We start from the raw sequence: 25678 nt of genomic DNA on the forward strand, positions 1-25678 counted from the left end.
GGCTCAGCGGGCCGTGTTGTTGAGCACCAGATCGATCCGCACGCAGGTCCCGCCGCCGTCGCGGGGCGTCCATTCGATCCGGCCACCCAGTTCGCTGGTGACCAGGGTCCGCACAATCTGCAGCCCCAGACCCTCCCGCCGAGGTTCCTCGGGCAGTCCCACCCCGTCGTCTTCCACCGAGACGGTCAGCAGTTCTTCTTCGCCGCGCCTGGACCGCCGAGCAGTCAGCAGGACTGTGCCGTGCCGCCCGGCCAAGCCGTGTTCGACGGCGTTGGTCACCAGCTCGTTGATGACCAACGCCAGCGGGGTAGCGAATTCGCTGGGCAGTTCCCCGAACTCGCCGCTGCGTTCGGTGCGGACGGCTTGGGTGGGCGAGGCGACCTCGGCCGAAAGCCGGAACTGACGCCCGATCAGTTCGTCGAAGTCGACGTTCTGGGCCAAACCCTGGGAGAGCGTCTCATGGACCAGCGCGATCGTTGCCACGCGCCGCATCGCCTGCTCAAGCCCCTGCTTGGCTTCGTCGCTGACCATCCGCCGTGATTGCATGCGCAGCAGGGCCGCCACTGTCTGCAGGTTGTTCTTCACACGGTGATGGATCTCCCGGATGGTGGCATCCTTCGAGACCAACTCCATCTCCCGCCGGCGCAGTTCCGAGACGTCCCGGCACAGCACCAGGGCGCCGAAACGCTCGCGCTCATTCCGCAGCGGTATCGCCCGCAGCGAGAGCGAGACACCATGGGATTCGATCTCGGTGCGCCACGGCATGCGTCCGGTCACCACCAATGGCAGTGTCTCGTCGACCATCCGCCGGTCCTTGAGCAAGGCCGTGGTCACTTCGGCCAGGGAACGGCCCTCCAACGACTCGACGTCGCCGAGCCGACGGAACGCGGAGACACCGTTGGGGCTGGCGTACTCCACCACGCCGTCGGCATCCAGCCGAATCAGTCCGTCTCCGACACGTGGCGCGCCGCGGCGCGACCCGGTCGGAGAGGCGAAGTCCGGCCACAGTCCCAGCGTTCCCATCTTCAGCAGGTCGTAGGCGCACTGTCGGTAGGTCAGCTCCAGCCTGGACGGCATCCGCGAGCTGGACAGGTCCATGTGCGAGGTCACGATGGCCAGGGTCCGGCCATTGCGGACCATGGGCACCGCCTCCACGCGCATGGCCATCTCCGTGGTCCAGTCCGCCTCCGACGACCGTTCAATGGTCTGCGACTCCCGCGCCGCGTCCACCAGCGGCTTCAGGTCCGCACGGATCCGTTCCCCGACGAAGTCGCGGTGGAACACCGTGTGGGTGGTGGACGGGCGCACGTGTGCCAAGGCCACATAGCTGCCGTCCGGCGTCGGGAACCACAGGGCCAAATCAGCGAACGCCAGGTCCGCGATCAGTTGCCAGTCGCCGACCAGCAGATGGAGCCATTCTGCATCGCCCGGTCTGAAGTCGGCGTAGTCGCGGATGGGGTCGGTGAAAATCGCCAAGCTACCGCCGCACTGTCGAACGCATCAGACGCAGAGCCACGGACAAGGAGGCCATGTCGTCGTGCTCGAGCTTGTTCACTTCTTCGAACATGTCCCTGGCACGCTTGATGTTCTCCGCGTTGGCCAGCTCCCACTCGTCGAGCCTGGCTTCCGCCTGCTCCCCTGGCTGGGTGCTTTGCATCACCGCAACGGTGATATCGGTGACCGTGGTGTACAGGTCATCGCGCATGGCGGCCCGGGCCAGCGACTGCCAGCGGTCCTCCCGCGGCAAGGCCGTGATGCGCTCGAGCAGATCGTCCACGGCGAACCGGTCGTAGACGGTGAAATAGACCTGCGCGACCGACTCCACCGGCTCGTCCACCTGCCCGGCGATGCGGGCGACGTCGAGCAGGCCGAAGCTTTCGAACTGCTCAGCCCACTGCCGCGCGATCTCTTCGGGCAGCCCGCGTTCTACCGCGCTGGAGAACCATTCCTGCACCCGTGCCAGGTCGTCACCGCGCAGGTACTTGACCAGTTGGTTGCGCAGTGGATCCATCTGCGGCTTGAACGCGGCGATACCGTCTGCCACCGGCTTACCGCTGTCCACGTGGTGGATGTACCAACGCACCGACCGGTCTAGCAAACGGCGCATGTCCAGGTGGACGGTGCACCACAGGTCCGTGGGGAAGCTGGCCGGCAGCTCGTTGAGCTCCTCCACCAGCTTGTCGAATTCAAAGATCTCCCGCAGCGCCACGAACGCCCGCGCTACGTCGGCCTCCGAGACCGAGGTCTCCTCCATCACCCGGAACGCGAAGGTAATGCCGCCCATGTTGATCATGTCGTTGGCCACCACGGTGGCAATGATTTCCCGCCGCAGCGGATGCCCGGACAGCTCGTCGCCGAACCGCTCGACCAATTCCTGCGGGAAATAGCCCTGCAGCACCCGGTCGAAATACGGGTCGTCGGCCAGATTGCTGGCGCTCAGGGCCTGGGTCAATTCGATCTTCGCGTAGGCCGCCAGCACCGACAGTTCCGGCGAGGTCAGGCCCAGGCCGGCGTCGAGCCGTTCGTGCAGCTCCTCGGTGGTCGGCAGCGCTTCCAGCTGCCGGTCCAGTTCCGCGTGGTTCTCCAGCCAGTCCATCAGGCGTTCGAAGCTCGGGCTCGCCTCGGTGATGCGCTGGCGGTCATTGAGCAGCAGGATGTTCTGGTCGATGTTGTCCTGGATCACCAGCCGTCCGACTTCCTCGGTCATCGAGTGCAGCAGGCCGGCCCGCTCCTCCACCGGCAGTTTTCCGGCGGCGACCATCTGGTCCACCAGGATCTTGATGTTGACCTCGTGGTCGGAGCAGTCGACGCCGGCCGAGTTGTCGATGGCATCGGTGTTGAGGATGATCCCCTGGCTGGCCGCTTCAATCCGCCCGCGCTGGGTCATGCCCAGGTTGCCGCCTTCGCCGATCACCTTGACCCTCAGCTCGTTGCCGTTGACCCGGATGGGGTCGTTGGCCTTGTCGCCGACCTCGGCATTCGACTCGGTGGACGCCTTCACGTAGGTGCCGATGCCGCCGTTGTACAGCAGATCCACCGGTGCCCTCAGGATGGCCTGCAGCAGTTCCGGCGGGCTCATGCTGGTGACCTGCGGATCCAAACCGAGTACGTCCCGGACCTGCTCGGAGACCGGAACCGATTTCACCGACCGCGGGTAGACCCCGCCACCGGCGCTGATTAGCTTGTCGTCATAGTCCGCCCAGGACGACCGGGGAAGCTCGAACAACCGGCGGCGCTCCTGGAAGGAGGCGGCGGCGTCGGGATCCGGATCCAGGAAGATGTGCCGGTGGTCGAAGGCGGCGACCAGCCTGATGTGCTCGGAGAGCAACATCCCGTTGCCGAACACGTCGCCGCTCATGTCGCCCACCCCGACGACGGTGAAGTCCTCGGCCTGCGTGTCGACGCCGAGCTCGCTGAAGTGCCGCTTGACCGATTCCCACGCTCCGCGGGCGGTGATGCCCATTTCCTTGTGGTCGTAGCCGACCGAACCGCCGGAAGCGAAGGCATCCCCCAACCAGTGGCCGTACTCCAGCGAGATGTCGTTGGCGATGTCGGAGAAGCTCGCGGTTCCCTTGTCGGCTGCGACCACCAGGTAGGTATCGTCGCCGTCCAACCTGACCACCCGCTCGGGCGGCACTACTTCCTGTCCGGACTCGGTCCGGACCAGGTTGTCGGTGATATCCAGCAAGCCGCGGATGAAGGTGCGGTAGCTGTCCTGTCCTTCCGCCATCCAGGCGGCGCGGTCCACAGTCGGGTCCGGCAGCCGCTTGGCGTAGAACCCGCCCTTGGCGCCGGTCGGTACGATCACCGCGTTCTTGACCGTCTGTGCCTTGACCAGTCCCAGGATTTCGGTGCGGAAATCCTCGCGCCGGTCGGACCAACGCAGGCCGCCGCGGGCCACCTCGCCGAACCGCAGGTGGACGCCTTCGACGCGCGGCGAATAGACCCAGATTTCGTACTTCGGCCGCGGGAACGGCGCGCCTTCAATCCGCGCGGGACTGAGTTTGAAACTGAAGTACGGCTTGTTCTGGAAGTAGTTGGTGCGCAGCGTTGCCTCGATCAGATTGGCCAGCGAGCGCAGCACGCGGTCGGCATCCAGGGTCGGTACGGCTTCCAGGCCCGCTGCCAGGTCGGCGCGGGCGGCCTCGATCGCCGCCTCGCGGTCGCCGTCGAGATCCGGATCAAAGCTGGCGTTGAACACCGCCAACAGCGCATGGGCCACGGCGGGATTGGCCAACAGCGTGTCGGACACGAACGCGTAGGACACCAGGTTGCCCAGCTGGCGCAAGTAGCGCGTGTAGGCGCGCAGCACTGCCACCTGGCGCCAGTCGATTCCCTCTGCCAACACCAGCCGGTCGAAGCCGTCCGATTCGCTGCGCCCGGTTACGGCGGCGCCGAAGGCGTCTTCGAGCAGGCCGCCGGTGGCAATCGGATCAACGCCGGCAGGATAGCGGAGGCCGAAGTCGTACAGGAAGTAGTCTTCGCCGTCGGCCGTCATGATCTCGAAGGGCCGCTCGTCCAGCACTTCCAGCCCGGCGTTCTGCAGCACCGGCATGATGTTGCTCAGCGACCGCGCCTCGGGCAGGTACAGTTTCAGCCGGGCGTCCGGGGCCAGGACGTCGGTCCTTTTCTCCGGGACGTAGACGTGCAGGACCGGGGCGGCCCCGGCTTCGCCAGCTTCGTAGCTGCGGAAGCGGCTGATGTCCTCGAGCGCGTCTTCCACCTCATAGTCCACCCGGTAGCTGGGCGGGAACGCGTCCCTCCAGTTTGCCGAGAGCCGGGCGGCACTGTCGGCGTCGAAGTTGGCGCGCAGCACCTCGTCGATGCCCTCCGACCAAGACCGCGAGACGTGAGCGAGCCGGCGCTCAAGCTCGGCGGTGTCGACCTTCGGCACCCCGGAATCCCGCTTGAGCCGGATGCGGAAAAACAGTCTGGCCAGGGCGGATTCGGACATCCGCGCCTGATAGTCGATGCTCTGCGGGTCGAAGGTGCGGCGCAGCTCCTCTTCGATCCGCAGGCGGACGGCTGTGGTGTAGCGGTCGCGCGGCAGGAACACCAGCGCCGAGACGAACCTGCCGTAGACGTCCGCGCGCAGGAACAGCCGGGTCCGGCGGCGCTCCTGCAGCCGCAGGATGCCCATCGCCGTCGTTGCCAGCTCGTCCGTGTCCATCTGGAACAGCTCGTCGCGCGGATAAGTTTCCAGGATCGAGAGCAGGTCCTTGCCGGAGTGGGAATCGGGCGGGAAACCGCTGTGCCGCAGCACGGCGGCAACCTTTTGCCGCACAATCGGGACGTTCTTCACTGACCGGTTGTAGGCGCTGGTGGCGAAGAGACCGATGAAGCGGCGCTCGCCGTCGACGTTGCCCTGCGCATCGAAGCTCTTGACGCCGATGTAGTCCAGATACGCCGCGCGATGCACGGTGGAGCGCGAATTCGCCTTGGTGATCACCAGTGCGCGTTTCTCCCGGGCGCGGGCGCGGCCTTCTTCGGTGAGGTGCTGGACGCGGCGTGTCTCGCTGGTGCGGCGCATCATGCCCAGGCCGCTATCCTGACGCACCTGCAGGACGTCTTCGCCGTCCTGGGTGACGAGGTCGTACTCGCGGTAGCCCAGGAAGGTGAAATTGCCGTCGTCGAGCCATTCAAGCAGCGCCTTGGCCTCGTCCAGATCGGGTATCTCCTCGGCACCAGCCACGGAATCCAGCGACGCGGCGACCTGCCGCACCTGCCGGCGCATGGCCGGCCAGTCCTCGACCGAGGCGCGGACGTCCGCCAGGACACGCTTGAGCCCGGCTTCCAGCTCGGCGGCCTTAGCCGGGTCGATGCGGGCGGTCTCCACCGCCATCCAGGATTCAATCCGCAGGACCTTGTCGCTGCCGGCCTCGAACGAGGCCAGATTCGGCAGCGCAGCCGTGTCGCCGCTGGAGACTCCGGCGCTGGCCGGAACCCGCTCCACGCCGGCCAGGTCGTGGCTGTCCCGGTCGCGGGTTGTCACGAAAGTCGGGTGCATAATCATCCGGATGGCAATGCCGTGCCGCACCACTTCCGCGGTGACCGAATCCACCAGGAACGGCATGTCATCGGTGACGATCATGACGACGCTCGCGTCGGGTTCGTCGTGGATCCCGATCACCGGTTGGGCCGGCGGCCGGTGGGCGGCCAGTTCCCGGTGCGCCAGCGCGCGGGAACTAAGCACATCGGGACTGTAGCTGGCCGCGTCCTCCGCTGCCAGGTGCTCGTAGTATTTGGCGATGAATTCCTCATCGTTCGTTGCTGAGCTGGACAGATCCGCCATGCTGGATCCAGTCGACATGTAAAACGCCTCCGATAGGTGTGTCCAAACCGCGCCTTTGCGGTCCTTGCGCAAGCCTAACGCGACGCGTTCAAAACTTCACTTTGACCGAAGTCCGACGGCGGAGTCCCCGCCTGGGTGCCGACAACCTGGTTCCTGCCAACCCGGCAATGGCACGGCGCAGCGCAGAGTCCGGCGCCGACTCCAGCAGGACCGAGCCGCCCAGCAGCGCGGCATCGGCCGCGGCCTGGTCGGCCGGCAGCAGGGCACGGATCTCGCGCACCGGCCCGAACCGCTCCCAGGCCTCCCGCAACTGCGCCTCCGGCCGCGCACCCACTGCTGCCGCCCTGACCTTGTTGAGCACGATCTCCGCGCGCGCCGAAGGAACCGCGTGATCCAGTTCGTCGAGGGCCCGGACCAGCCGCGGCAATCCCACGGCATCGGCGCTGCCGACCGCAAGCACCCGGTCGGCCAGCTCCAGCACCCGCAAGGTGGCTCCGTTGCGCCGCGGGGCCATCGAGTCGAAGCTGAGCTCCTCTTCGTGCTCCAGCGAAAAACCGCAGTCCACCACGACGACGTCCGCCACGCCGCGCGCCAGCTCCAAGACGGTTCCCAAAGCCGATGGCCGGAGCTCCGTCCAGCGGTCCACCCGGGTAATCCCGGTCAGCACCCACAGCGAGGTGCCGGTCACCGCCACCTTCAGGCAGACCCGTTCGAAGGCCTGCCGATCCAGCACCCCCTGGTCCGCCATCCGACAGGCATGGGCCAAGGCCGCAGATTCATCCAGCAGGCCGAGGAAAGCTGCCACGCTGGCTCCGTAGGTATCCGCGTCGACCAGCAGGGCCCGTTGCCCGGCGGCTGCGTATTCGGCGGAGAGGTTTACCGCCACGGTAGTGCGGCCTGGGGCCCCGGCGGGCCCCCACACAGCCACCAGTTCGCCCTTCGCGGCCGGCGGTCCGGGCTGCACCGGGTCGGCATCGCGTGGCTGAAGTGCCCTGGCGGGGTCCGCCAACCCGGCCAGCCCAGGGCTGGCAGCTCCCGCCGCTCCAGCCGGCGGCCCTGAGCCCTGCAACTGCGCGGTGGACTCGGCCACCAGCGCCGCCAAGGCCGCGGGCTGGACCGTTTCCGCACCGGTGCGGACGCCAAGCGCCTCAAGCCGGAGCCGTTCGCCTTCGTCGTCGGTGAGCGCCACCACGGAGACCTCGGCACTGTGCAGCCGCTCCAGCACCGCGCCGTCAAGGTCCTGGGTTTGGCCGGCGACGATGGCAGCCCGGGCCAGCCCGGACTGTGCCGCCGCCAATAATTCCGCCAGCTCGGTGCACCGCCGGACCACCGTCACCGGACCGTGCAGCCGCTCCAGGCCGGAGACGAAGTCCGTCGCCGCCGTACCCAGCGTGAGGACCGGCAGGCTCATGACGTGCCGCCCGGGTTGAGCACCACGTTGATCCGGGCGCCGTTGGCGAGCGCGTGCAGCAGCGCCGGCATAACCTCGTCCCCGACCAGCACATGCAACCGTTCCGCACCGGAGGAGCCGAACGCCGCGGTGGTGTCGGCCAGCTGCGATACCTCGGCCGCGGCCAGCAGCAGCTCTGGCTGGTCGAAGCCGTTCCGGCCGTCGGGCAGGGACACCCAGACGTCCACCCTGGAGCCGGGGCCGGCACCCTCCGGCAGCGGGCTGTCAATGTTCAGTCCGATCGGTTTCCGGTCCAGGTCATCGGCTGTGCCCAGCACCGACGCCGGCAGCAGCTCCCCGCCACGGACCAGCGCAGTGGCGACCGCGCCGGCCGGCAATCCGGATTCAGCGGGCAGATAACGGGCTGCAGCCTCGCCCAGCCTGACGTCCACAACGACCAGGTCCTCAGCGGAGACCGGCTGCCCTACCGCGATGTCCGTTTTGGCTGCCAGCACACCCACGGTCTGGTCAGCACTGGCCACCAGCGCGGAGACCCCGGCCACGGAAGCCAAAACCAGCAGCAGCCCCACCAGCAGCCGTGGGTCTTTCCAGGACGGGCGCTTCAATCGTGGTACCGCGGCTTTTTCCGCGACCGCAGCGCTCATGGATTTTCCCCCCTCCCCGCGCCCGGACGGACAGCGATGATGGCGGTCCGAACCTTTGGTCCGGGACGGCGGGTGGCATCATTCTGGTCGAGCCGGTGCTGCTTGGGAACTGCACCCGCTCGTTCCGGGTGCGATCTGTGGAAAATTGTCCGCGTCAACAGCGAAGCCCAAGCTCCGTCAAACGGCATCAAACGATGCCATAATGGGGAAACCATCCCCGTTCCAAAGGATCTGTACATGCCACGGTTCCTCACTCTGGCCGATGTGGCCGAAGAGCTGCAGATTTCCTCGTCGCAGACCTACGCCCTGGTTCGCAGCGGCGAGCTGCCCGCCATCCAAATCGGCGGCCGGGGCCAGTGGCGGGTGGAGCAGGTTGTGCTGGACCAGTACATCCAGGACAAGTACGCCGAAACCCGGCGGATGATCGAAGAAGCCAAATCGAACGCTGAGTGAGCGCTTAGTCAGGACGTCGCGAAACGAGTGCTGCGATGGCCGTGAACGGCACAGTGAGGACCGAACGGACGCTGGCGGCGCGCCGGTCCTCTCCTGACGGCACGGCGGCGACATCGAAGGAATCAGCCCCTACCCTGTCGATCACACCCTCGGCCGCCACGGCGCCCGAGCCGCCTGCCAGGTAGAGGCCTATCGGGGCTCGATCCCGGCCGAGCCCCCGCAGTGCGGATCCGAGCCCCAGCCGGCGCGCTGCGGACACGTCCGCCACCGAATGCCGGCCCATGCCTTGGATGAGCTGCACGGAAGCCAACGGCACGAGCACGCTCCGCATGCGCTCGTTGAGCACTAGCCAGCTAGATCCCACGTGGGCCAGCGCTCCGCAGAACCTAAGGTCCGCGGCGACGCTCACGCGCAGCTGGGTTCCGAGTTGTCCACGCAGCCTGTTGGCGAGATCCACGGCGGCCAGCTCTATCCGGGCGCGCTCGTTGACCTCGGCTTCCAGCTCCAGCCGGTCCGCGGCGTGCAACTGTGCCTCCAGATCATCGAACAGCGCGTCCCATCGCATGGCGCAAGCCTAAGAACCACTGGTAATTAACGTCAATCGAGCACAAACCTCTTTACACCAAAGGAGGCTTGGTGCCACTATATGGGTTCAAAGCAAATCAAATGGCATCAAACGGCTACAAAGAATAGCAACTGAACTCGATTGAAGGGCCATCCGATGCGCAGAATCGTCTCCGATGTCGTGACCGCCGGCCTCATTTGCGGGAGCGGTGCGGTGCTGGTTCTTGCCGGGGCAGGGTTCGGTTCCGGCTCGTTGTGGCCACCGCACAATTATCAGGACGCTCTGGCGGTTCTCTCCTTCGGCGCCGGTGCCGCCGTGCTGTGCTGGCTTCTTTTCGGCTTGGCAGCTGCGGCAGCCGGCGCCATGCTGGCCAAAACCGGACACCTGCGGCTGGCGGCACTCTCAGCCGCCGCGAGTCCTGCCTTCCTGCTGCGTTTGGCGGGCGCCGTCGTCGGTCTCAACCTGATGGTTGTCCCCGTTGCTCATGGTGCGGCCACGCCGGGCAGGGCTGGAATGCCGGCTTCCACCGCCCCGACAAACGCTGCCTCCACGAATCCCGCGCCGACCAATGCGGGCGTCATCGATCCCCTGTGGCAACCGACCCAGCCTGCCGGTGAGGCTGTAGAACCCCTCTGGCAACCAGCCCCTCCGGCAGCGGCGCCCGGCATCGTCGCCAAGCCGCTCAAGCGGCATGATCCTGAAAGTGCGCGGACCGTAACCGTCACGGCCGGAGACTCTCTGTGGCATCTCGCGGCTGCCGAGCTGGGCCCGCTGGCAACGGACGCGGAGATTGCCGAACGGTGGCCGGACTGGCATGCCGCCAACCGGATGACCATCGGTCATGACCCCTCGCTGATCAGACCGGGGCAAATCCTCGCCGTTCCCCCACCGCGCTAAAACACCGGCGCACTACCCACCAGATGAAAGGGCAGGACATGGACAACGTTCGACGGCTCCCGGCCGCACAGACAGGGGCAGAGCACACGGAGGCCGCTGCCCAGGCGGACGCGCTGGCACCCGCCAGCGGCGCACCCCGGCCGCTGACAGTACGGCGGGTCAATCCGGCTGGGCCCGACGGCTACTTCGCGCCCGTCATCCGGCTGCAGCCCAAGCGACCTGACCCCACCGAAGCGGACCGGCCGGCAGGACCCCTGGCTGTGTCTCCGGTCCAACTGCATCCTGCTGCGGATCCGAAAGCGGAAGCCGAACTGCGCCAGGTGACGGCGACGGCCCGGACCGTGGCGCAGGCCTGCCTGGAAGCAGTCGCCGGCACACGCCCGGTCCAGCAGTTGGCCCGCTGGCTGGATCCCGCCAGCTACGAAAAACTGGTGCACCGCGCAGACATCGTGAAGGCGCACCAGGCGAAACTGCGGTCCGGAGGCGGTGCGCCGCTGCGGCTGCACCGCAGCGCGCTGGTTCGGTCTTCCCGGGTCTGCCGGGCAGCCGAGGGCGCCTACGAAGCGTCACTCGTGGTTGCCGAAGCCCGGCGCGTGCGGGCCATCGCACTGCGGCTGGAACTGGTCCGAGGGCTGTGGAAGGTCACGGCCCTGGAGATCGGCTGACCGCCAGCGCCCGCCCTACTTCCGCCGTTTGCCGCTCTTCGCCGGCCGCTTGTCCTTGGCGGCCTCGGCCTTGGCTGAGCTTTGGCGCTCAACCCGGGTCTCGGCCTCCCCGGAGGCGGTCGGTGCCGTGAACTGAAGCGCGGCAGGGCGCTGCGGAGCTTCCAAACCAGCCGCCATGATCTGCGGCCCGGCTGCCGCGCGGGCGTCCGCCACACCCGGCGCAGTCACCTCGGCGGGCTGCTGAACCTGGACCTCGAGGTTGAAGAGATAGCCGATGCTCTCTTCACGGATGGACTCCATCATCGCCTGGAACATGACGAATCCCTCGCGCTGGTATTCAACCAGCGGATCGCGCTGCGCCATGGCGCGCAGGCCGATGCCTTCCTTGAGGTAGTCCATTTCGTAGAGGTGTTCCTGCCACTTTCGGCCGATCACCGAGAGCACCACGCGCCGCTCCAATTCGCGCATGGTCTCGGATCCGAGAGTCTGCTCGCGCTGTGCGTAGGAGACCTTGGCATCGGAGACGATTTCTGCGCGCAGGAAATCCGCTGTGACCTTGGACCGACCGCCGGCTTCTTCCAACACTTCGTCGATCGTCAGTTCAATCGGATAGAGCTGCTTGAGGTTGGTCCAGAGCTGCTCGTAGTCCCAGTCGTCGCCGTGGCCTTCCTGCGTGGCTTCGTTGACCATCGCGGTCACCACGTCTTCGAGGAAGAACGAGACCTTTTCATGCAGGTCGTCGCCCTCCAGGATCCGACGCCGGTCGTTGTAGATCGCTTCGCGCTGCCGGTTGAGCACGTCGTCGTACTTCAGCACGTTTTTGCGCTGCTCGGCGTTGCGGCCCTCGACCTGAGCCTGGGCGTTCTGGATGGCTTTGGACACCATCTTGGACTCCAGCGCCACGTCGTCGGGCATCCGCGAGGAATTCATGATCCGCTCGGCGGCGCCGGCATTGAACAGCCGCATCAGGTCATCGGTCAGGGACAGGTAGAAGCGCGATTCGCCCGGATCGCCCTGCCGGCCCGAACGGCCGCGGAGCTGGTTGTCGATGCGGCGCGACTCATGCCGTTCCGTTCCCAGCACGTAGAGCCCGCCCAGCGCCCTGACTTCGTCGTGCTCGGCCTGCACTGACTTCTGCGTCGCTTCCAGGACCTCAGGCCAGGCGGCCTCGTACTCCTCGGCGTTCTCGGCCGGGTCCAGGCCGCGGCGCTCCAGTTCAGCCACGGCGTTGAACTCGGCGTTGCCGCCGAGCATGATGTCGGTGCCGCGGCCGGCCATGTTGGTCGCGACCGTGACCGAACCCTTGCGGCCGGCCTGTGCGACGATTGCCGCTTCACGGGCATGGTTCTTCGCGTTCAGCACTTCGTGGCGGATGCCCTGCTTGGCGAGCTGCTTGGACAGGTACTCGCTCTTCTCCACGCTGGTGGTGCCCACCAGGACCGGCTGGCCCTTTTCGTGGCGTGCTGCGATGTCCTTCACCACGGCGTCGAACTTGGCAATCTCGTTTTTGTAGATCAGATCCGGCTGGTCGATGCGTGCCATCGGCTTGTTCGTCGGGATCGGCACTACGCCGAGTTTGTAGGTGCTCATGAACTCGGCGGCTTCCGTTTCGGCCGTGCCGGTCATGCCGGACAGCTTTCCGTAGAGGCGGAAGTAGTTCTGCAGCGTCACCGTCGCCAGAGTCTGGTTCTCGGCCTTGATCTCAACGCCTTCTTTGGCCTCGATCGCCTGGTGCATGCCCTCGTTGTAGCGGCGGCCGGCCAGAATGCGCCCGGTGTGCTCGTCGACGATGAGGACCTCGCCCTTGAGCACCACGTAGTCCTTGTCCCGCTTGAACAGTTCCTTGGCCTTGATGGCGTTGTTCAGGAAACCGATCAGCGGCGTATTCGCCGACTCGTACAGGTTGTCGATGCCGAGGTAGTCCTCGACTTTCTCGATGCCGGACTCGAGTACGCCGACCGTGCGCTTCTTCTCGTCGACTTCGTAGTCTTCGGTGTCCTTCAGCCGCATCACCACGCGGGCGAACTCGGTGTACCAGCGGTTCACGTCGCCGGAGGCTTGGCCGGAAATGATCAACGGGGTACGGGCCTCGTCGATGAGGATCGAGTCGACCTCATCCACAATCGCAAAGTGGTGTCCGCGCTGCACCAGTTCGTCGCGGCTCCAGGCCATGTTGTCGCGCAGGTAATCGAAGCCGAACTCGTTGTTGGTGCCGTAGGTGATGTCCGCGGCGTACTGTTCGCGGCGGGTGGCCGGATTCTGGTTGGCCAGAATGCAGCCGCTGGTCAGGCCGAGGAAGCGGTAGACACGGCCCATCAAGTCTGACTGGTACTCGGCCAAGTAGTCGTTGACCGTCACGACGTGGACGCCCTTGCCGGTGAGCGCATTCAGATAGGCCGGTGCGGTAGCCACCAACGTCTTGCCTTCACCGGTCTTCATCTCCGCGATGTTGCCCAAGTGCAGGGCCGCCCCGCCCATGAGCTGGACGTCGAAGTGGCGCAGCCCCAGCGTGCGGCTGGCGGCTTCGCGGACCGCGGCGAAGGCTTCAGGGAGCAGGTCCTCCAGCGACTCGCCGTCCTGGTAGCGCTGTTTCAGCGTGTCGGTTTCCGCGCGCAGCTCCGCATCCGTGAGGGACTTGAAGTCCTCTTCCAGGATGTTGATTGCATCGGCGTAGCCGCGCAGCTTCTTCAGCGTCTTCTTGTCGCCGGTACGAAGCACACGCTCGAGAATCGTTGGCACTACATTGCTCCCAGTCAGTCGCGCAGAATTCTGGCTAGTTCAGTCTACGTGAGAGACGTCCCGGGCACGGTTTTGGTTCCCCGGGGCCCTTTTCGCTACTTCCCGGGACAGTCCGGCAGCCAGATCGCCCCTGCCCTCAACCACAACGCTCTCCAGCTCCAACCATCCAGCCATGGCGCCGAGCTCGGCTGCCAACTCCGCAGCCGTGCCGGCCGGAGCGTCCTCTTCGCAATGCGCGGAGCGGACCACCAGCCTGCCCGTGCTCCGGTCCGCTTTCAAGTCCACCCGGGCGCACAACCGGTCGCCCAGCAGGAACGGGAGGACGTAATAACCGTAGGTCCGCTTCGCCGCCGGGGTGTAGATTTCGATCCGATAGCGGAAGTCAAACAATTGTTCGACCCGCTGGCGTTCGAAAACCATCGAATCGAAGGGGCTCAGCAGCGCCCGGCCCGTGGCCCGCCGCGGCCGTGCCGCATCGGCATGCAGGTAGACGTCGGCATTCCAGCCGTCCACCCGTACGCGTTCCAGCGTGCCATCGGCCTCCAGCGCCCGCACCGCCCCGGCCGCGGCCCGCGCCGGGACCCGGAAGTAGTCGGCAAAGCATCTGACGGTCCCAATGCCGTGGGCCCGTGCCGCGGCTTCAGTCAGCCGGAGCATCGCTTCTTCCGGATCCGGCCGGTGCCCGGCGTCGTGCGGCGCGGGCAGCACTCTTTCGGTCAGGGTGTAGAGCCGTTCGAATTGCGGTGTGCGCGCAGCAGCGCTGACCAACCCCTGTTCGAACAGTGCCTCCAAAACACGCTTGACCGCGTTCCAGTTCCAGCCCCAGTCGGTCTTGGCCCGAATCTCTTCATGTCCGATCCGGTCTGCCACCGCACGGGCAGTGAGGCCTCCCGAGGAGGCCAGCGCGTTCAGGATCCGATCGGTCAGGTCCTGGACGAGGTCCGGGTCCATTCCGGACGCGCCCACCCAGCGGCGCCGCTGCCACTGGCGGAGATCGGCGAAATCCCCCGGCTTGATATAGCTGGCTTCATGGGCCCAGTACTCGATCATGCGCCGCGGCGCCTTCCCGGCCAGCCGGTGGAGGATGTCGACGTCGTAGCCGCCGAGCCGGGAGAAGAACGGCAGATAGTGCGAACGCACCAACACATTCACCGAGTCGATCTGCAGCAGCCGCAGGCGGTCAAAGGTCCGGCCCACCTGCCTTGCTGTCACAAGACCGGTGGGCCGTTCCTTGGCCAGTCCCTGGGCGGCCAGCGCAATGCGGCGGGCCTGGGCCAGGCTGATGCGGGCTGTCATGCCTTCATATTAGGCAGCCCCGGCGACAGTCAGGCGTTAGCGCGCTCCGGCGAGCGGTAGGCCAGCAACTCTTCACGCGCCTTGGCTTCTTCGGCGCTGCAGTCGGCATCGAGGGTAATCACGCCGTAGGTCCAGCCGCGGCGGCGGTAGACCACGCTGGGCGCATTGGTTGCCTTGTCGATGAACAGGTAGAAGTCGTGTCCCACCAGTTCCATGTTGTCGACGGCATCATCAAGGGTCATTGCCGCGGCCGGGAAGACCTTGCGGCGAATCAGCACTGGGGAGTCTCCCGCAGGGACGTCGTTGTCAATCTCGTAGCCGGTCCGTTCCTCGGCCCGCTCCTCGCGAGCGGCCGCGGAGGCCAGCGTTTCATGCAGTGGGGCATCCGTACTGGCTGGTTCCAGCGTGGCGGTGGCCTGGTGGACGGCGGTCGGAGTATGCCGTCCGTGATGGACCTTGCGGCGGTCCCGAGCGCGGCGCAGGCGCTCCAGAAGCTTGTTGTAGGCGATGTCAAAAGCTGCGAACTTGTCCGCCGCCTTGGCCTCGGCACGGACGACGCTGCCTCGTCCGAGCACGGTGAGTTCGACCGTCATCGAGCTCTCGGCGTTGCGGGCATTGGCTTCTTTGGTGACTTTGGCATCAAGCCGTTGGACCTTGTCGCCCAGTTGCTCGATCTTGGAGATCTTCTCCTCAGCGTACTCGCGGAACCTATCCGAAACAGACAGGTTGCGGCCGTTGATGTTGAATTCCATGGTGCCCTCCATCGTTGCCTAGATGACACAACAGCGACTGAAAGAGAAACTCCTTTCAGCCGCTGAAGACGGGATCCTCCCTTTACGGGAGCCCATACCTCACGTTAGATCACGGATGCTGTTTATTCATCCTTTAGCCGGTTTATATCGAACATTTCCTCCCGATCCCTCCCAGGCGGTCCGCACCGGCTCCCTGCGGCGCTCACGGGGAGGCCCCGCCGGCGTGTCCGGCCGGCGCCGAGGCGGCTGCCAGCACCGCACCGCCCAATGGATGTCCGCCGGCGGCACGGATCGCTCTGGCCAGCTCCGCCATCGTCGCCCCGGTCGTGAGCACATCATCCACCAAGAGGCAGCCGCGCCCTGCGATCAGCGGTACGTATCGCGGCGGCACGGCCATGCTGCCGGCAACATTCCGCTGCCGGGCTGACCTGCCCAGCGACTTCTGCCCGGCCGGGGAACGCCACCGGATCACTCGCCTCCCGGAGCCCACCGGCCGGACGGCGGGCAGCAACTGCAGTCCGGCCGGCAGCAGTCCCCGCCCTTCCAATCGGGAGAGCAGCAGTTGCAGCGGATCATAGCCGCGGCGCCGGCGGGAGATTCCGCGGGTGGGAACCTGCACCAACACCGCGTCAGGGGGCCGTCCGGCACGCTCGGCGGCGACCTCCAAAGCGCCTGCCAGCGCGACGGCCAGCACCGGTGCCAGTTCGGTCCGGCCATGATTCTTGAACGCCAGCACCGCTTGGGACAGTTCGCGCCGGTAGGGTCCGCCCGCCGTTACCGGCAGCGGCCGGCCGGCCTCGTCCAGAGGCAGTGCTTCGGCCGTCTCCTCGACTGCCACCGGGTGCACCGTAGCGCGCCGCAGCCGCTGCCTGCAGGCAGCGCACAGCACGTGATCCGGCGCGCCGCAGACGACGCAGTCGGTCGGCAGCAGCAGCCGTCCGAACTGACCGGACCAGATCCGCAGTGCTTGCGCCGGAGGGCTGAAATACAGCCGGTCCAGGCCGGCTCCCGCCTCCGTCGTCGTCCTCATCACCGTTTTCCTGCCATGCACCAAGCCTTGCCGTCCCCGGCACCCCCGGCCACTGGTGCCGGCGGGATGTGAACGCAGCGGAGGCCACGGCGGCCTGTGGAGGCGAGGCTACCCGGGGAAGGACGGGTCGATGACCAACGGCGAATTGCGCTGCGGGGCCCAACTGTTGCCTACCCGGATGTAGAGCATCTCATTCGTTTGGGCATAAACATCCTGGTCACCGTTGCCGGCGCTGATCTCCACCATGCCTTGCAGGGGCGCGGTCCGCAGGCTGCTGCCGTCCAGGTGCAAAATTTCGGCGGTCACTGCCTCTTCCGCCGAGGACCGCATGACGATGACGGTGTCCTCATCCGCCCACACGCCGGTGTCTACCGGCACGGACGCCTTCAGCCGCTTGGGGGTGGTGATGCCGCGCGGCCGCCCGTCCCGGTCCCGGACCACGCCGGCTATGTACACCGCAGTGCTCTCCCCTTCCCGGGTGATGATCAGAGCCCTGGATCCTTCGCGCGAGATCTGCAGCTCGGTCACCGTCCGTTCGGTCAGCCACTGGGCGCCGACTGCCACCACCTCGTCCGGCTCCTCGATGGAGACCGCGGAGACTCTTCCGCTGGCGTCGCCGGCAGCGGTCCAGGCCCAGCCGAAGGGATCAACACTGGGACCGGTCAGCTCCCTCCCGGACGCCGCTTCCACTACCCTGCGGTCTTTGCCGATCACGTACATCCGGTTGCGCTCGGCGGTCAGGAAGGCGAAGCGCTCCTGGTCCAGCGACATCGCCGGCTCGCGCGGGCTCAGCCGTTCGACCGACGGCAGGCCCTCGGCTTTGACCGGCCGGGATCCCTCGTAGAAGACCAGTTCCTCGTTCAGGATTCCGATCTGCACATTGCCGACGGCCGGGTCTGTCACCGCTGCCTGGAACTGAGGATCGGGTCCGGTGCCCAGGTCCACGTCCCGCTGGTCCACGGTCATCCGCACCGTGGAGACGGTATTGAGCTCGCCGAGCGTCAATTCCAGTTGCTGCTGCATCTGCTGTCGGCGCAGGAACGTGGTGCCGGTCAGGACCTCCGCGGAGAGGTCAACGCTGGCAGCGCCCGATTCGATCGGCACGGCCCGCCGCACCAGCTGCGATCCTTCCGGGAAGGCGCTGATCACCGCGCCGGCCAGGTAGGGTGCCGGCCCCTCCAACATGGCGGCGACGATCGCGGCTGAAATTCCCTGCCGGTTGGCGAACCAGCGCACGTCCGGGACGGCGTAGGTGTACGTAGGGTCATAGAAGTACAGGTTGTAGGGGGAGAACAACGTGCGGAAGTCCACGGTGGACACCATGGTTCCGTCCGGAATGCTGGAAATCCGCCATTCGCCGTCCACCTCCGTCAGTTCCACAGGCAGCGATTCGGTGGCACCATCCTCGGCCTGCGTGCGTACGCCTGATTCGTTAATGGACGTGTCGACTTCGACCTGGAGCACGAATTCGGTTTCGGACGGCGAACCCACGGTCTTCACGACGTTTCGGTACACCAGCGTCCGTTCCACCGGTTGCCATTCGCCCGCCAGGTCCGGGGCCAGGAACTCCCGGGCTATCCGATAGTCGTCCTGCGGCGCCGTGCCCGCCTGGATGAATCCCTCGACAATGTCCTTGGGGTCGGCCCCGGGCGCCGGCCCCGGCGGGTTGAAGGTGTATCCGGTCCCCCGGCTCTCGCCGGAGTCGGACTGGACCGTGGCTACCGGCCCCGACATCGGGATGGAGGAGCAGGAGGCTAGCGCGAGCATGGCCAAGACCATGACGACGACGGCGCGCAGCCGGCTCCCGCGGGCGCGGTCAGCTGGGGTCCGGAACACCGTTTTCCTCCTGCTGTTCAAGAAGTACATTCTCCGCCGCCAGATGCCCATGCATGCCGTGGGCTCCGGCCGGCGGCAGCGGCAGCGGCGAATGCGTCAGCGTGCCGCCGCTGTGCCGCGGCAGGGTCAACCGGAAGCAGGCGCCGTTGCCGGGTTCACCCCACGCTTGAAGCCAGCCGCCGTGCAGCCGCGCGTCCTCGGTGGAGATCGACAGTCCCAGGCCGCTGCCGCCGGTGGTCCGCGCCCGCGCCGGGTCCGCGCGCCAGAAGCGGTCGAAAACCCTGGACGCTTCCATCGGCGTCATGCCGATGCCGTAGTCCCGGACCGCGACGGCCACGGCTTCCTCGGTGGCACCCACGGTGAGTTCCACCGGGTTGCCGTCGCCGTGTTCCAAAGCGTTGACAATCAGGTTCCGCAGGATCCGTTCGATCCTGCGGCGGTCCATGTCCGCGATGCAGCGCGGTTCCAGTGCGATCAGGCGCAGTTCGGAACCGCAGTTGTCGGCCAGCGGCTGCGCAGCGTCAAGCGCGGTGCGGGCGATTTCCACCAAGTCCGTCGGCTCGGCGTCGAGCGCCGCAGCACCGGCGTCGAACCGCGAGATTTCGAGCAGGTCTGCCAGCAGCGCTTGGAAGCGCTCCACCTGGTTGTACAACAGTTCCGCCGAGCGGGCGTTGATCGGGTCGAAGTCCCCGCGCGATTCGTACAGCACTTCGGCGGCCATCCGGACCGTGGTCAGCGGAGTACGCAATTCGTGCGAGACATCGGACACGAACCGCTGCTGCATCTCGGACAAGGTGGCCAATTGCGTAATTTGCTCCTGCAGGCTGCCGGCCATGTGGTTGAAGGACGCTCCCAGCCGGGCCAGCTCGTCCTCGCCGCGGACTTCCAGCCGCTCCTGAAGCTGACCCGCGGCCAGCTTCTCCGACACGATCGCTGCTTGGCTGACCGGGTGCACCACCGCACGGGTCAGCAGCCAGACGATGCCGCCGACCAGGACCAGCAGCAGCGCGCCGCCAATCCAGAGCACCCGGTGGATAAAGTCCAGCGTCTGCTGCACCGAGGAGAGGTCATAGACCAGGTACAACGCGTAGGCGTTGCCCGGCGGCAGCTGCACTTGGGTGCCGAAGCCGATGGCCGGCACATCCCTGTCGCCCACCGGCAAGGCGAGTGCCTGGCGGTACTGGCCGCTGCCGGTGGCAACCTCTTTTGCCAGCCCCTCCGGAATGATGTTGGCGGTGATGGAGGTGTTGGACTGGCTGAACACATAAAGGTTCTGCCCGCCGGGCAGCGGTGTCAGCAGGTAATAGCGCGGGGCTTCCGCACCGGTGCCCTCCAGCAGCTTCAGCGTGTCCCCCACCATGCTGGCCACCGTGGCACGGTCGCTGGCGGAAGAACTCTCGAAGATGGTCTTGACCTGGGACAGGCCGCGCCGGGACTCGGCCTCGGCCTGGTTCACGCGTTCCTGGTACAGCCCGGAGGCGATCTGGCTGGAAAGGAACGCGCCCACGCCCAGAAACGCGAAGGCGGTGAGCAGGACCGCCGCAGTGACCGTTCGGAACTGCAGCGAGCGCCGCCATTTCCGATTCAGGAAGTCGCGGCCCTGCAACGTGGCATGCCAAGCGGCCTCAGCTGCCGCCTTCAGCTTGGCTTTCCACCGGTGGAGAACCGGCTCCACTTACCCTTGGCCGGCCTTGTATCCGACGCCGCGAACCGTGAGCACCACTTCGGGGGCTTCCGGATCGCGCTCGATCTTGGAGCGCAACCGCTGGACATGCACGTTGACCAGCCGGGTGTCTGCGGCATGGCGGTAGCCCCAGACCTGCTCCAGCAGCAGTTCACGGGTGAACACCTGCCACGGTTTCCGCGCGAGTGCCACCAGCAAGTCGAATTCCAACGGGGTCAGCGAGATCTTCTCGTCCCCGCGGTGCACCACGTGGCCGGCAACATCGATCACGACGTCGGCGATCCGCAGCGTCTCCGGGGCCCGCTGGTCGCCCGGGCGCAGCCGCGCACGCACGCGCGCCACGAGTTCTGCCGGTTTGAACGGCTTGGGCACGTAGTCGTCGGCGCCTGATTCCAGTCCGCGGACCACGTCCGACGTGTCCGCCTTGGCCGTCAGCATGACAATGGGGACGTCCGATTCGCCGCGGACCTGCCGGCAGACCTCGATCCCGTCCAATCCCGGCAGCATCAGGTCGAGCAGCACCAGATCGGGCTTGCTGCTGCGGAAGACCTCGAGCGCCTGGGAACCGTCCGCGCAGAACACCGGATCAAAACCGTCGTTGCGCAGCACGATGCCGATCATCTCGGCCAGGGCCTCGTCGTCGTCTACGACCAGAATGCGTGCCTTCATATCTCCTAATTGTCCCCTATTTCACTGAATTCCTGCCGCAACGGCGCACCGGGCGCACCAAAAGCGACCCACGGCCGGCCGCGCTCCGGGATTCTAGGAACTCGCGGACCGAAACTATAGGCTGATGAGAGGCTAACACTTCGCCGACTGCCTCCCGCAGTCGGCCACACAAGATCAGAAAGACGGAACGCGATGAGCCACGGGGCCAACGACGCCGGGCACGACAGCACGGATCCGCAGCGGCAGGGCTCCGGCGGCGCCGGCTCCAGCGACAGCGTGCCGTCCGATCCGGCAGGGCAGCGCCACCATGCCGGTCAGCAAGTGCCGGGCCAGCAGGATACGGCCGGGCAGGATACGGCCGGGCAGCCGCCCTGGGCCCAGCCGGCACCGCCGGCTCAACCGGCGTGGGGACAGCAGCCGGCCTGGGGACAGCAGCCGGTCTGGGGACAGCCGGGACCTGCCGCACAACAACCGTGGGCGCAGCCGGGCCAGCAGACACCGCCCGCCCAGCCCGGATGGAACCAGCAGCAGCCGTGGGGGCAACCCGCGCCCGGACAGCCGTCCGGGCAGCCCATCCAGCCGTGGGGCCAGCCCGCACCCGGACAGCCGTCAGGGCAGCCGGGCCAGTCCTGGGGGCAACCGGCGACTGGGCAGCAGCCCGGCTCGTGGCAGGGTCAGCAAGGCGGCGGCTGGCCGGCGCCCACCGGCCCCGGTCCATACCGCGGTTACGTGGCTCCGCCGAAGCCGGGGGTCATCCCGCTGCGCCCGCTCGGCGTCGGCGAAATCCTTGACGGCGCTTTCCAAGCGGCCCGCAAGAACGCCGCGGCCGTCTTCGGCACGGCGGTGCTGCTTCAAGTAGTGATCAGCGCGCTGGCCTGGCTGGTCGGCGGACTGATCATTTCGGCCTTCGGCGGCCTGCAGGTCATGGCCAACGAGGAACTGACGGATGAATCCGCGCTGGCGTTCGGGCTTTCCATCATCATCTCCTCCTTGGTCCTGGGCCTGTTGTCCAGTGTCGGGGTCCTGGTCCTGCAAGGCGTGCTTGCCATTCCCACCGCCAGGGCGGCGGTCAACCAGAAAACCAGCCTCCGGCTGATGTTCGAACTCGCCAAGGGCCGGATTGGTGCCTTGGCGGGCCTGGGCCTGCTGTATTTGGCCCTGACAGCCTTTGCGCTGGTGGTGATTATCGCCGGCTCGTTCTTCCTGGCCGACCAGCTGGGCGTGTCCTCGGTCTGGATCATTGTGCTGATCATTCTCGCGCTGACGGCGGTCTCCATCTGGATCGGCATCAAGCTGATGCTGGCCCCGGCGGTCATCATCATGGAACGCGCACCGCTCTTCAGCGCGCTCGCCCGGTCCTGGCAGCTGACCAACCGCAGTTGGTGGCGAACCTTCGGCATCATCCTGCTGTGCACCATCATCGTCACGGTGATCACCTCTGTAGTGAGCATGCCGATTTCGTTAATTATTGGGCTGGCCGGCCCGCTGATGGGAGATCCGACGTCGGCCGAGAGCATGCTGTCCACCATGGGCCCGCTCACGCTGGTTTCGATGCTGCTGTCTTCGATCTTCTCGGCGATCGGCTACGCCTTCCAGGCCGCAGTGATCGCGCTGGTCTACATCGACTTGCGGATCCGCCGCGAAGGGTTCGACGTGGTGCTGCTGCGCGAGCACGAAGCATCCGGCGGCCAGGACACCCGCAGCATCCCGGGACTCGGCTCCGGAACGGCGCCCGGTTCCGCGGTCCCGGGTCGAGCCGGGCCGTGGGGGCCGTGACGGTGTCCCCGGGTGCCTTGGCGCTCGCGGCCGCCCTGGTGACCCCGGGCCCGGACGAAGCGCGCGAACTGCTGGTCCGCGAACTGGCCAAGGAGGAATACCAGAACGCCCGCCCCGGTGTATTGGAATCGGTGCTGCAGGGCATCCTCGACTGGTTCGGCGAGCTGATCTCGCAACTGAACGGCTTCAGCCCGAACCTGGGCACGTTGATCCTGGTCTTGGCCGCCCTGCTGTTGATCGGCGCGGCCGTGTGGGTGGTCAAACCGCGGCGCAACGCCCGCCGCCGTGCAGCGGCAGAAATTTTCGACGCCGCCGCCCCCCTCACTGCCGACGAGCACCGCCGGAATTCCCGCGAGGCGGCGGCCCGAGGCGACTGGGACACAGCCCTCGCCGAGCGGTTCCGCGCGCTGGTGCGCTCGATGGAAGAGCGCGTGGTGCTGGATCCGCAGCCGGGCCGGACCGCCGACGAGGCGGCCGCCGGGATTGCTGCTGCCTTCAGCACCGAAGCCAGTCGGCTGCGGAGCGCGGCCAACCGTTTTGACTCAGTGCGTTACGGCAAGGTTCCTGCCACCCGGGAGGATGTCGACCGGCTGGCCGCCCTGGACGATTCCCTGGCTGCGGCGTCGCCGGTAGCTTCCGGGGCCGGGGCCGGCATCCCGCCGCTGGCGGTCCCGCGATGAGCCAGACAGGATCAAGCGCGGCACCGGCTGCGGTTCCCGCTCCCCCGGACGGAAGCTCGGCAAGCGGAGCAGCGGGCCACGCCTCCGGGGCTCGGCCGGAAACCATCGGCGACGGCGGCTCCGTGTGGGCCACGCTCCGCAACCGGCTGCGCCGCTGGAGCTTCTGGCTCGTCTTGCTGGTGCTGCTGTGCGGCGTCGTCGCCCTGCAATTGCTCCGCGGCCCGGCGGCCGACCGTGCCGACCTCTCCCCCGGCAACGCGGCTCCCAACGGGGCCAAGGCCGTGGCCGAAGTGCTCCGCCAGCACGGCGTGCAGGTTGATGCCACCACTTCGTTGCAGGAAACTCGCGACCAGCTCCGCACGCCCGGCGCCACTTTGCTGGTCCATGACCCGGACAGTTACCTCGCGGCGGAGCAGCTGGAACCGCTGAAGGAACAGGCCGACCACATTGTGCTGCTGGAACCCGGGTTCGAGGCACTGCGGGCCCTTGCCCCCGGTGTGCGGGCAGCGGGCGTGGTCCCTGCCGAGGGCGGGAACTTGCCGGCCGCCTGCCGGCTGCCCGGCCCCACCGCAGCCGGTGAGATCACCCGCGGCGGGCTCTCCTACCGCGGCGGCAGCGCAAGGTGTTTCGCCTTCGAAACTGCCGCTGGTGCCGCCGCGCCCTACGTGCTGTCCGACGACGGCGCCACCGTGGTCCTGGGGGCCGGCCAGGTGCTCAGCAACGAAGCCATTGTCCGTGCAGGCAACGCGGCGCTGGCGCTCAACACGTTGGGAGCCACGGACCGGCTGGTCTGGTACCGGGCAGGCCCGCAGGACATGCCGGTGGCCGACACCCCGGTCAACCCGATGAGCCTGCTGCCGGGATGGGTGCTACCGGTATCGCTGTGGCTGATGGCCGTCGGCATCGTCGCCATGTTCTGGCGCGGGCGCCGGCTCGGCCCGCTGGTGTCCGAGCCGCTGCCGGTCCTGGTCCGCTCCGCCGAGACGATCGAGGGCCGCGCCCGGCTTTACCAGAATGCCAAGGCAGTGGGCCATGCCGCGGACAACCTGCGCGCGGCCACCCTGACCCGGCTGGCCGCCCAGCTGCGCCTGCCCGCGGGAGCCAGCAGCGCCGACGTCGTCAATGCGGTAGCACTGAACAGCGCCCGTCCGCGGGCAGAACTGGACCGCCTCCTGCGCCACGAGGCGCCCGGGACCGAAGCCCGGCTGGTGGCTTGGGCCCAAGAACTTCAGCAGCTAGAGAAAGAGGTAACGCACCGATGAGCGAACAGACTGGACAGTCGCAGGCGGCCCAGTACGGCAGCGGCCCCGCCGTGGCCACTCCGCCGTCCGACGACGACCGCCTGCGCCAGGCCCTGCACGACGTGCGCAGCGAAGTGGCCAAAGCCGTGGTGGGCCAGGACGCCACCGTGACCGGGCTGCTGATCGCCTTGCTCTCGCACGGGCATGTGCTGCTTGAAGGTGTGCCAGGCGTGGCCAAGACACTGCTGGTCCGCTCGCTCTCCGCCGCACTGAGCCTTGATACCAAGCGGATCCAGTTCACCCCGGACCTGATGCCGGGTGACGTCACCGGCTCGATGATCTACGACACCCACACCTCCGAATTCCGTTTCCGCGAGGGTCCCGTGTTCACCAACATCCTGCTGGCCGACGAGATCAACCGCACGCCGCCGAAGACCCAGGCGTCGCTGCTCGAAGCCATGGAAGAGCGCCAGGTCTCGGTGGACGGCCTCTCGCGGAAGCTGCCCGAACCGTTCATCGTGGCGGCCACCCAGAACCCGGTGGAGTACGAAGGCACCTACCCGCTGCCGGAAGCCCAGCTGGACCGCTTCCTGCTGAAGCTGACCATGAACCTGCCGGACCGGGACGCCGAGATTGAGATCATCCGCCGGCACAGCCTGGGCTTCGACCCGCGCGACCTGCAGGGCGCCGGGGTGCGGGCCGCTGCCTCCGCCGAGGACTTGGTCCAGGCCCGGGCCGCCGTGGCCCGGGTGGCGATCGCGCCCGAGGTGGTCGGTTACATTGTGGATCTGGTCCGCGCCACGCGGTCCGCGCCGTCCTTCCAGCTGGGCGTCTCGCCGCGCGGCGCCACCGCGCTGCTCAATACCTCCCGGGCCTGGGCGTGGCTGAACGGGCGCGGCTTCGTGACCCCGGACGATGTCAAGGCACTTGCCCTGCCGGCTCTGCGGCACCGCGTCAGCCTGCGGCCGGAGGCGCAGATGGACGGGGTCCAGGCCGACGACGTGCTGCAGAGCATCCTGGCCACCGTGCCGGTTCCCCGCTGAGCGCG

General features: G+C 67.2%; 19 protein-coding genes. 7 read left to right on the plus strand and 12 right to left on the minus strand.

Features of this window, described 5'->3' with window-relative positions:
• Positions 1-3: 3 nt before the first annotated feature.
• From AC5RWX_RS03505 to AC5RWX_RS03520, 4 genes are all read right to left on the minus strand, one after another.
• Positions 4-1476, minus strand: a complete 1473-nt coding sequence (locus AC5RWX_RS03505) for a sensor histidine kinase (RefSeq protein WP_493938687.1) — start codon at positions 1474-1476, stop codon at positions 4-6.
• A 1-nt stretch (position 1477) separates the two neighbouring features.
• Positions 1478-6310, minus strand: coding sequence for an NAD-glutamate dehydrogenase (locus tag AC5RWX_RS03510; protein ID WP_493938686.1), 4833 nt, complete (start codon positions 6308-6310; stop codon positions 1478-1480).
• A gap of 70 nt (positions 6311-6380) precedes the next feature.
• Positions 6381-7703 (minus strand): CpaE/TadZ family protein, encoded by a 1323-nt coding sequence (locus tag AC5RWX_RS03515; protein ID WP_493938684.1) that lies wholly within the window; start codon positions 7701-7703, stop codon positions 6381-6383.
• On the minus strand, positions 7700-8347 hold the full coding sequence (locus AC5RWX_RS03520) for a CpaB family protein (RefSeq protein WP_493938683.1): 648 nt from the start codon (positions 8345-8347) through the stop codon (positions 7700-7702). Before AC5RWX_RS03520 ends, AC5RWX_RS03515 begins: the two co-directional genes overlap by 4 nt.
• 237 nt (positions 8348-8584) lie before the next feature.
• Here AC5RWX_RS03520 and AC5RWX_RS03525 point away from each other — a divergent pair, with 237 nt between their 5' ends.
• The gene (locus AC5RWX_RS03525) at positions 8585-8800 is read left to right on the plus strand and encodes a helix-turn-helix domain-containing protein (RefSeq protein ID WP_493938681.1); all 216 of its coding nucleotides are present in this window, start codon (positions 8585-8587) and stop codon (positions 8798-8800) included.
• 4 nt (positions 8801-8804) lie between these two features.
• On the opposite strand, the gene AC5RWX_RS03530 is transcribed toward AC5RWX_RS03525, so the two are convergent.
• Positions 8805-9365 carry a hypothetical protein gene (locus tag AC5RWX_RS03530; protein WP_493938680.1) on the minus strand — a complete coding sequence of 187 codons (561 nt, stop codon included), beginning with the start codon at positions 9363-9365 and terminating at the stop codon, positions 8805-8807.
• Between the two features lie 156 nt (positions 9366-9521).
• Here AC5RWX_RS03530 and AC5RWX_RS03535 point away from each other — a divergent pair, with 156 nt between their 5' ends.
• On the plus strand, positions 9522-10262 hold the full coding sequence (locus AC5RWX_RS03535; protein WP_493938678.1) for a LysM peptidoglycan-binding domain-containing protein: 741 nt from the start codon (positions 9522-9524) through the stop codon (positions 10260-10262).
• A 38-nt stretch (positions 10263-10300) separates the two neighbouring features.
• Positions 10301-10927 (plus strand): Rv3235 family protein, encoded by a 627-nt coding sequence (locus AC5RWX_RS03540; protein WP_493943422.1) that lies wholly within the window; start codon positions 10301-10303, stop codon positions 10925-10927.
• A gap of 15 nt (positions 10928-10942) precedes the next feature.
• Here AC5RWX_RS03540 and secA read toward each other — a convergent pair whose 3' ends face one another.
• From secA to mtrA, 7 genes are all read right to left on the minus strand, one after another.
• Positions 10943-13666, minus strand: a complete 2724-nt coding sequence (gene secA, locus AC5RWX_RS03545) for a preprotein translocase subunit SecA (protein ID WP_493938675.1) — start codon at positions 13664-13666, stop codon at positions 10943-10945.
• 39 nt (positions 13667-13705) lie between these two features.
• Positions 13706-14962 (minus strand): winged helix-turn-helix domain-containing protein, encoded by a 1257-nt coding sequence (locus tag AC5RWX_RS03550; protein WP_493938674.1) that lies wholly within the window; start codon positions 14960-14962, stop codon positions 13706-13708.
• 29 nt (positions 14963-14991) lie between these two features.
• Positions 14992-15714 (minus strand): ribosome hibernation-promoting factor, HPF/YfiA family, encoded by a 723-nt coding sequence (gene hpf, locus AC5RWX_RS03555; RefSeq protein WP_493938673.1) that lies wholly within the window; start codon positions 15712-15714, stop codon positions 14992-14994.
• A 202-nt stretch (positions 15715-15916) separates the two neighbouring features.
• Positions 15917-16744, minus strand: coding sequence for a ComF family protein (locus AC5RWX_RS03560; protein WP_493938672.1), 828 nt, complete (start codon positions 16742-16744; stop codon positions 15917-15919).
• Positions 16745-16852: 108 nt separating this feature from the next.
• A complete protein-coding gene (locus AC5RWX_RS03565) occupies positions 16853-18580 on the minus strand; it encodes an LpqB family beta-propeller domain-containing protein (RefSeq protein WP_494096961.1) in 1728 nt (575 codons plus the stop codon).
• Complete coding sequence (mtrB, locus tag AC5RWX_RS03570; RefSeq protein WP_493938670.1) at positions 18561-20255, minus strand: MtrAB system histidine kinase MtrB; 1695 nt, start codon at positions 20253-20255, stop codon at positions 18561-18563. Before mtrB ends, AC5RWX_RS03565 begins: the two co-directional genes overlap by 20 nt.
• A complete protein-coding gene (gene mtrA, locus AC5RWX_RS03575; RefSeq protein WP_493938668.1) occupies positions 20256-20933 on the minus strand; it encodes an MtrAB system response regulator MtrA in 678 nt (225 codons plus the stop codon).
• A 192-nt stretch (positions 20934-21125) separates the two neighbouring features.
• Here mtrA and AC5RWX_RS03580 point away from each other — a divergent pair, with 192 nt between their 5' ends.
• Genes AC5RWX_RS03580 through AC5RWX_RS03595 form a run of 4 tightly spaced genes read left to right on the plus strand, consistent with a single transcriptional unit; the run spans position 21126 to position 25673 of the window.
• Positions 21126-22709 (plus strand): glycerophosphoryl diester phosphodiesterase membrane domain-containing protein, encoded by a 1584-nt coding sequence (locus tag AC5RWX_RS03580; protein WP_494096962.1) that lies wholly within the window; start codon positions 21126-21128, stop codon positions 22707-22709.
• Positions 22706-23389 (plus strand): DUF4129 domain-containing protein, encoded by a 684-nt coding sequence (locus tag AC5RWX_RS03585; protein WP_494096963.1) that lies wholly within the window; start codon positions 22706-22708, stop codon positions 23387-23389. Before AC5RWX_RS03580 ends, AC5RWX_RS03585 begins: the two co-directional genes overlap by 4 nt.
• Positions 23386-24651 carry a DUF4350 domain-containing protein gene (locus AC5RWX_RS03590; protein WP_494096964.1) on the plus strand — a complete coding sequence of 422 codons (1266 nt, stop codon included), beginning with the start codon at positions 23386-23388 and terminating at the stop codon, positions 24649-24651. The genes AC5RWX_RS03585 and AC5RWX_RS03590 overlap by 4 nt, the downstream gene beginning before the upstream one ends.
• On the plus strand, positions 24648-25673 hold the full coding sequence (locus AC5RWX_RS03595; protein WP_494096965.1) for an AAA family ATPase: 1026 nt from the start codon (positions 24648-24650) through the stop codon (positions 25671-25673). The genes AC5RWX_RS03590 and AC5RWX_RS03595 overlap by 4 nt, the downstream gene beginning before the upstream one ends.
• The last annotated feature ends 5 nt before the right edge of the window (positions 25674-25678 follow it).

Source organism: Arthrobacter sp. SPT-J7, from assembly GCF_059089965.1.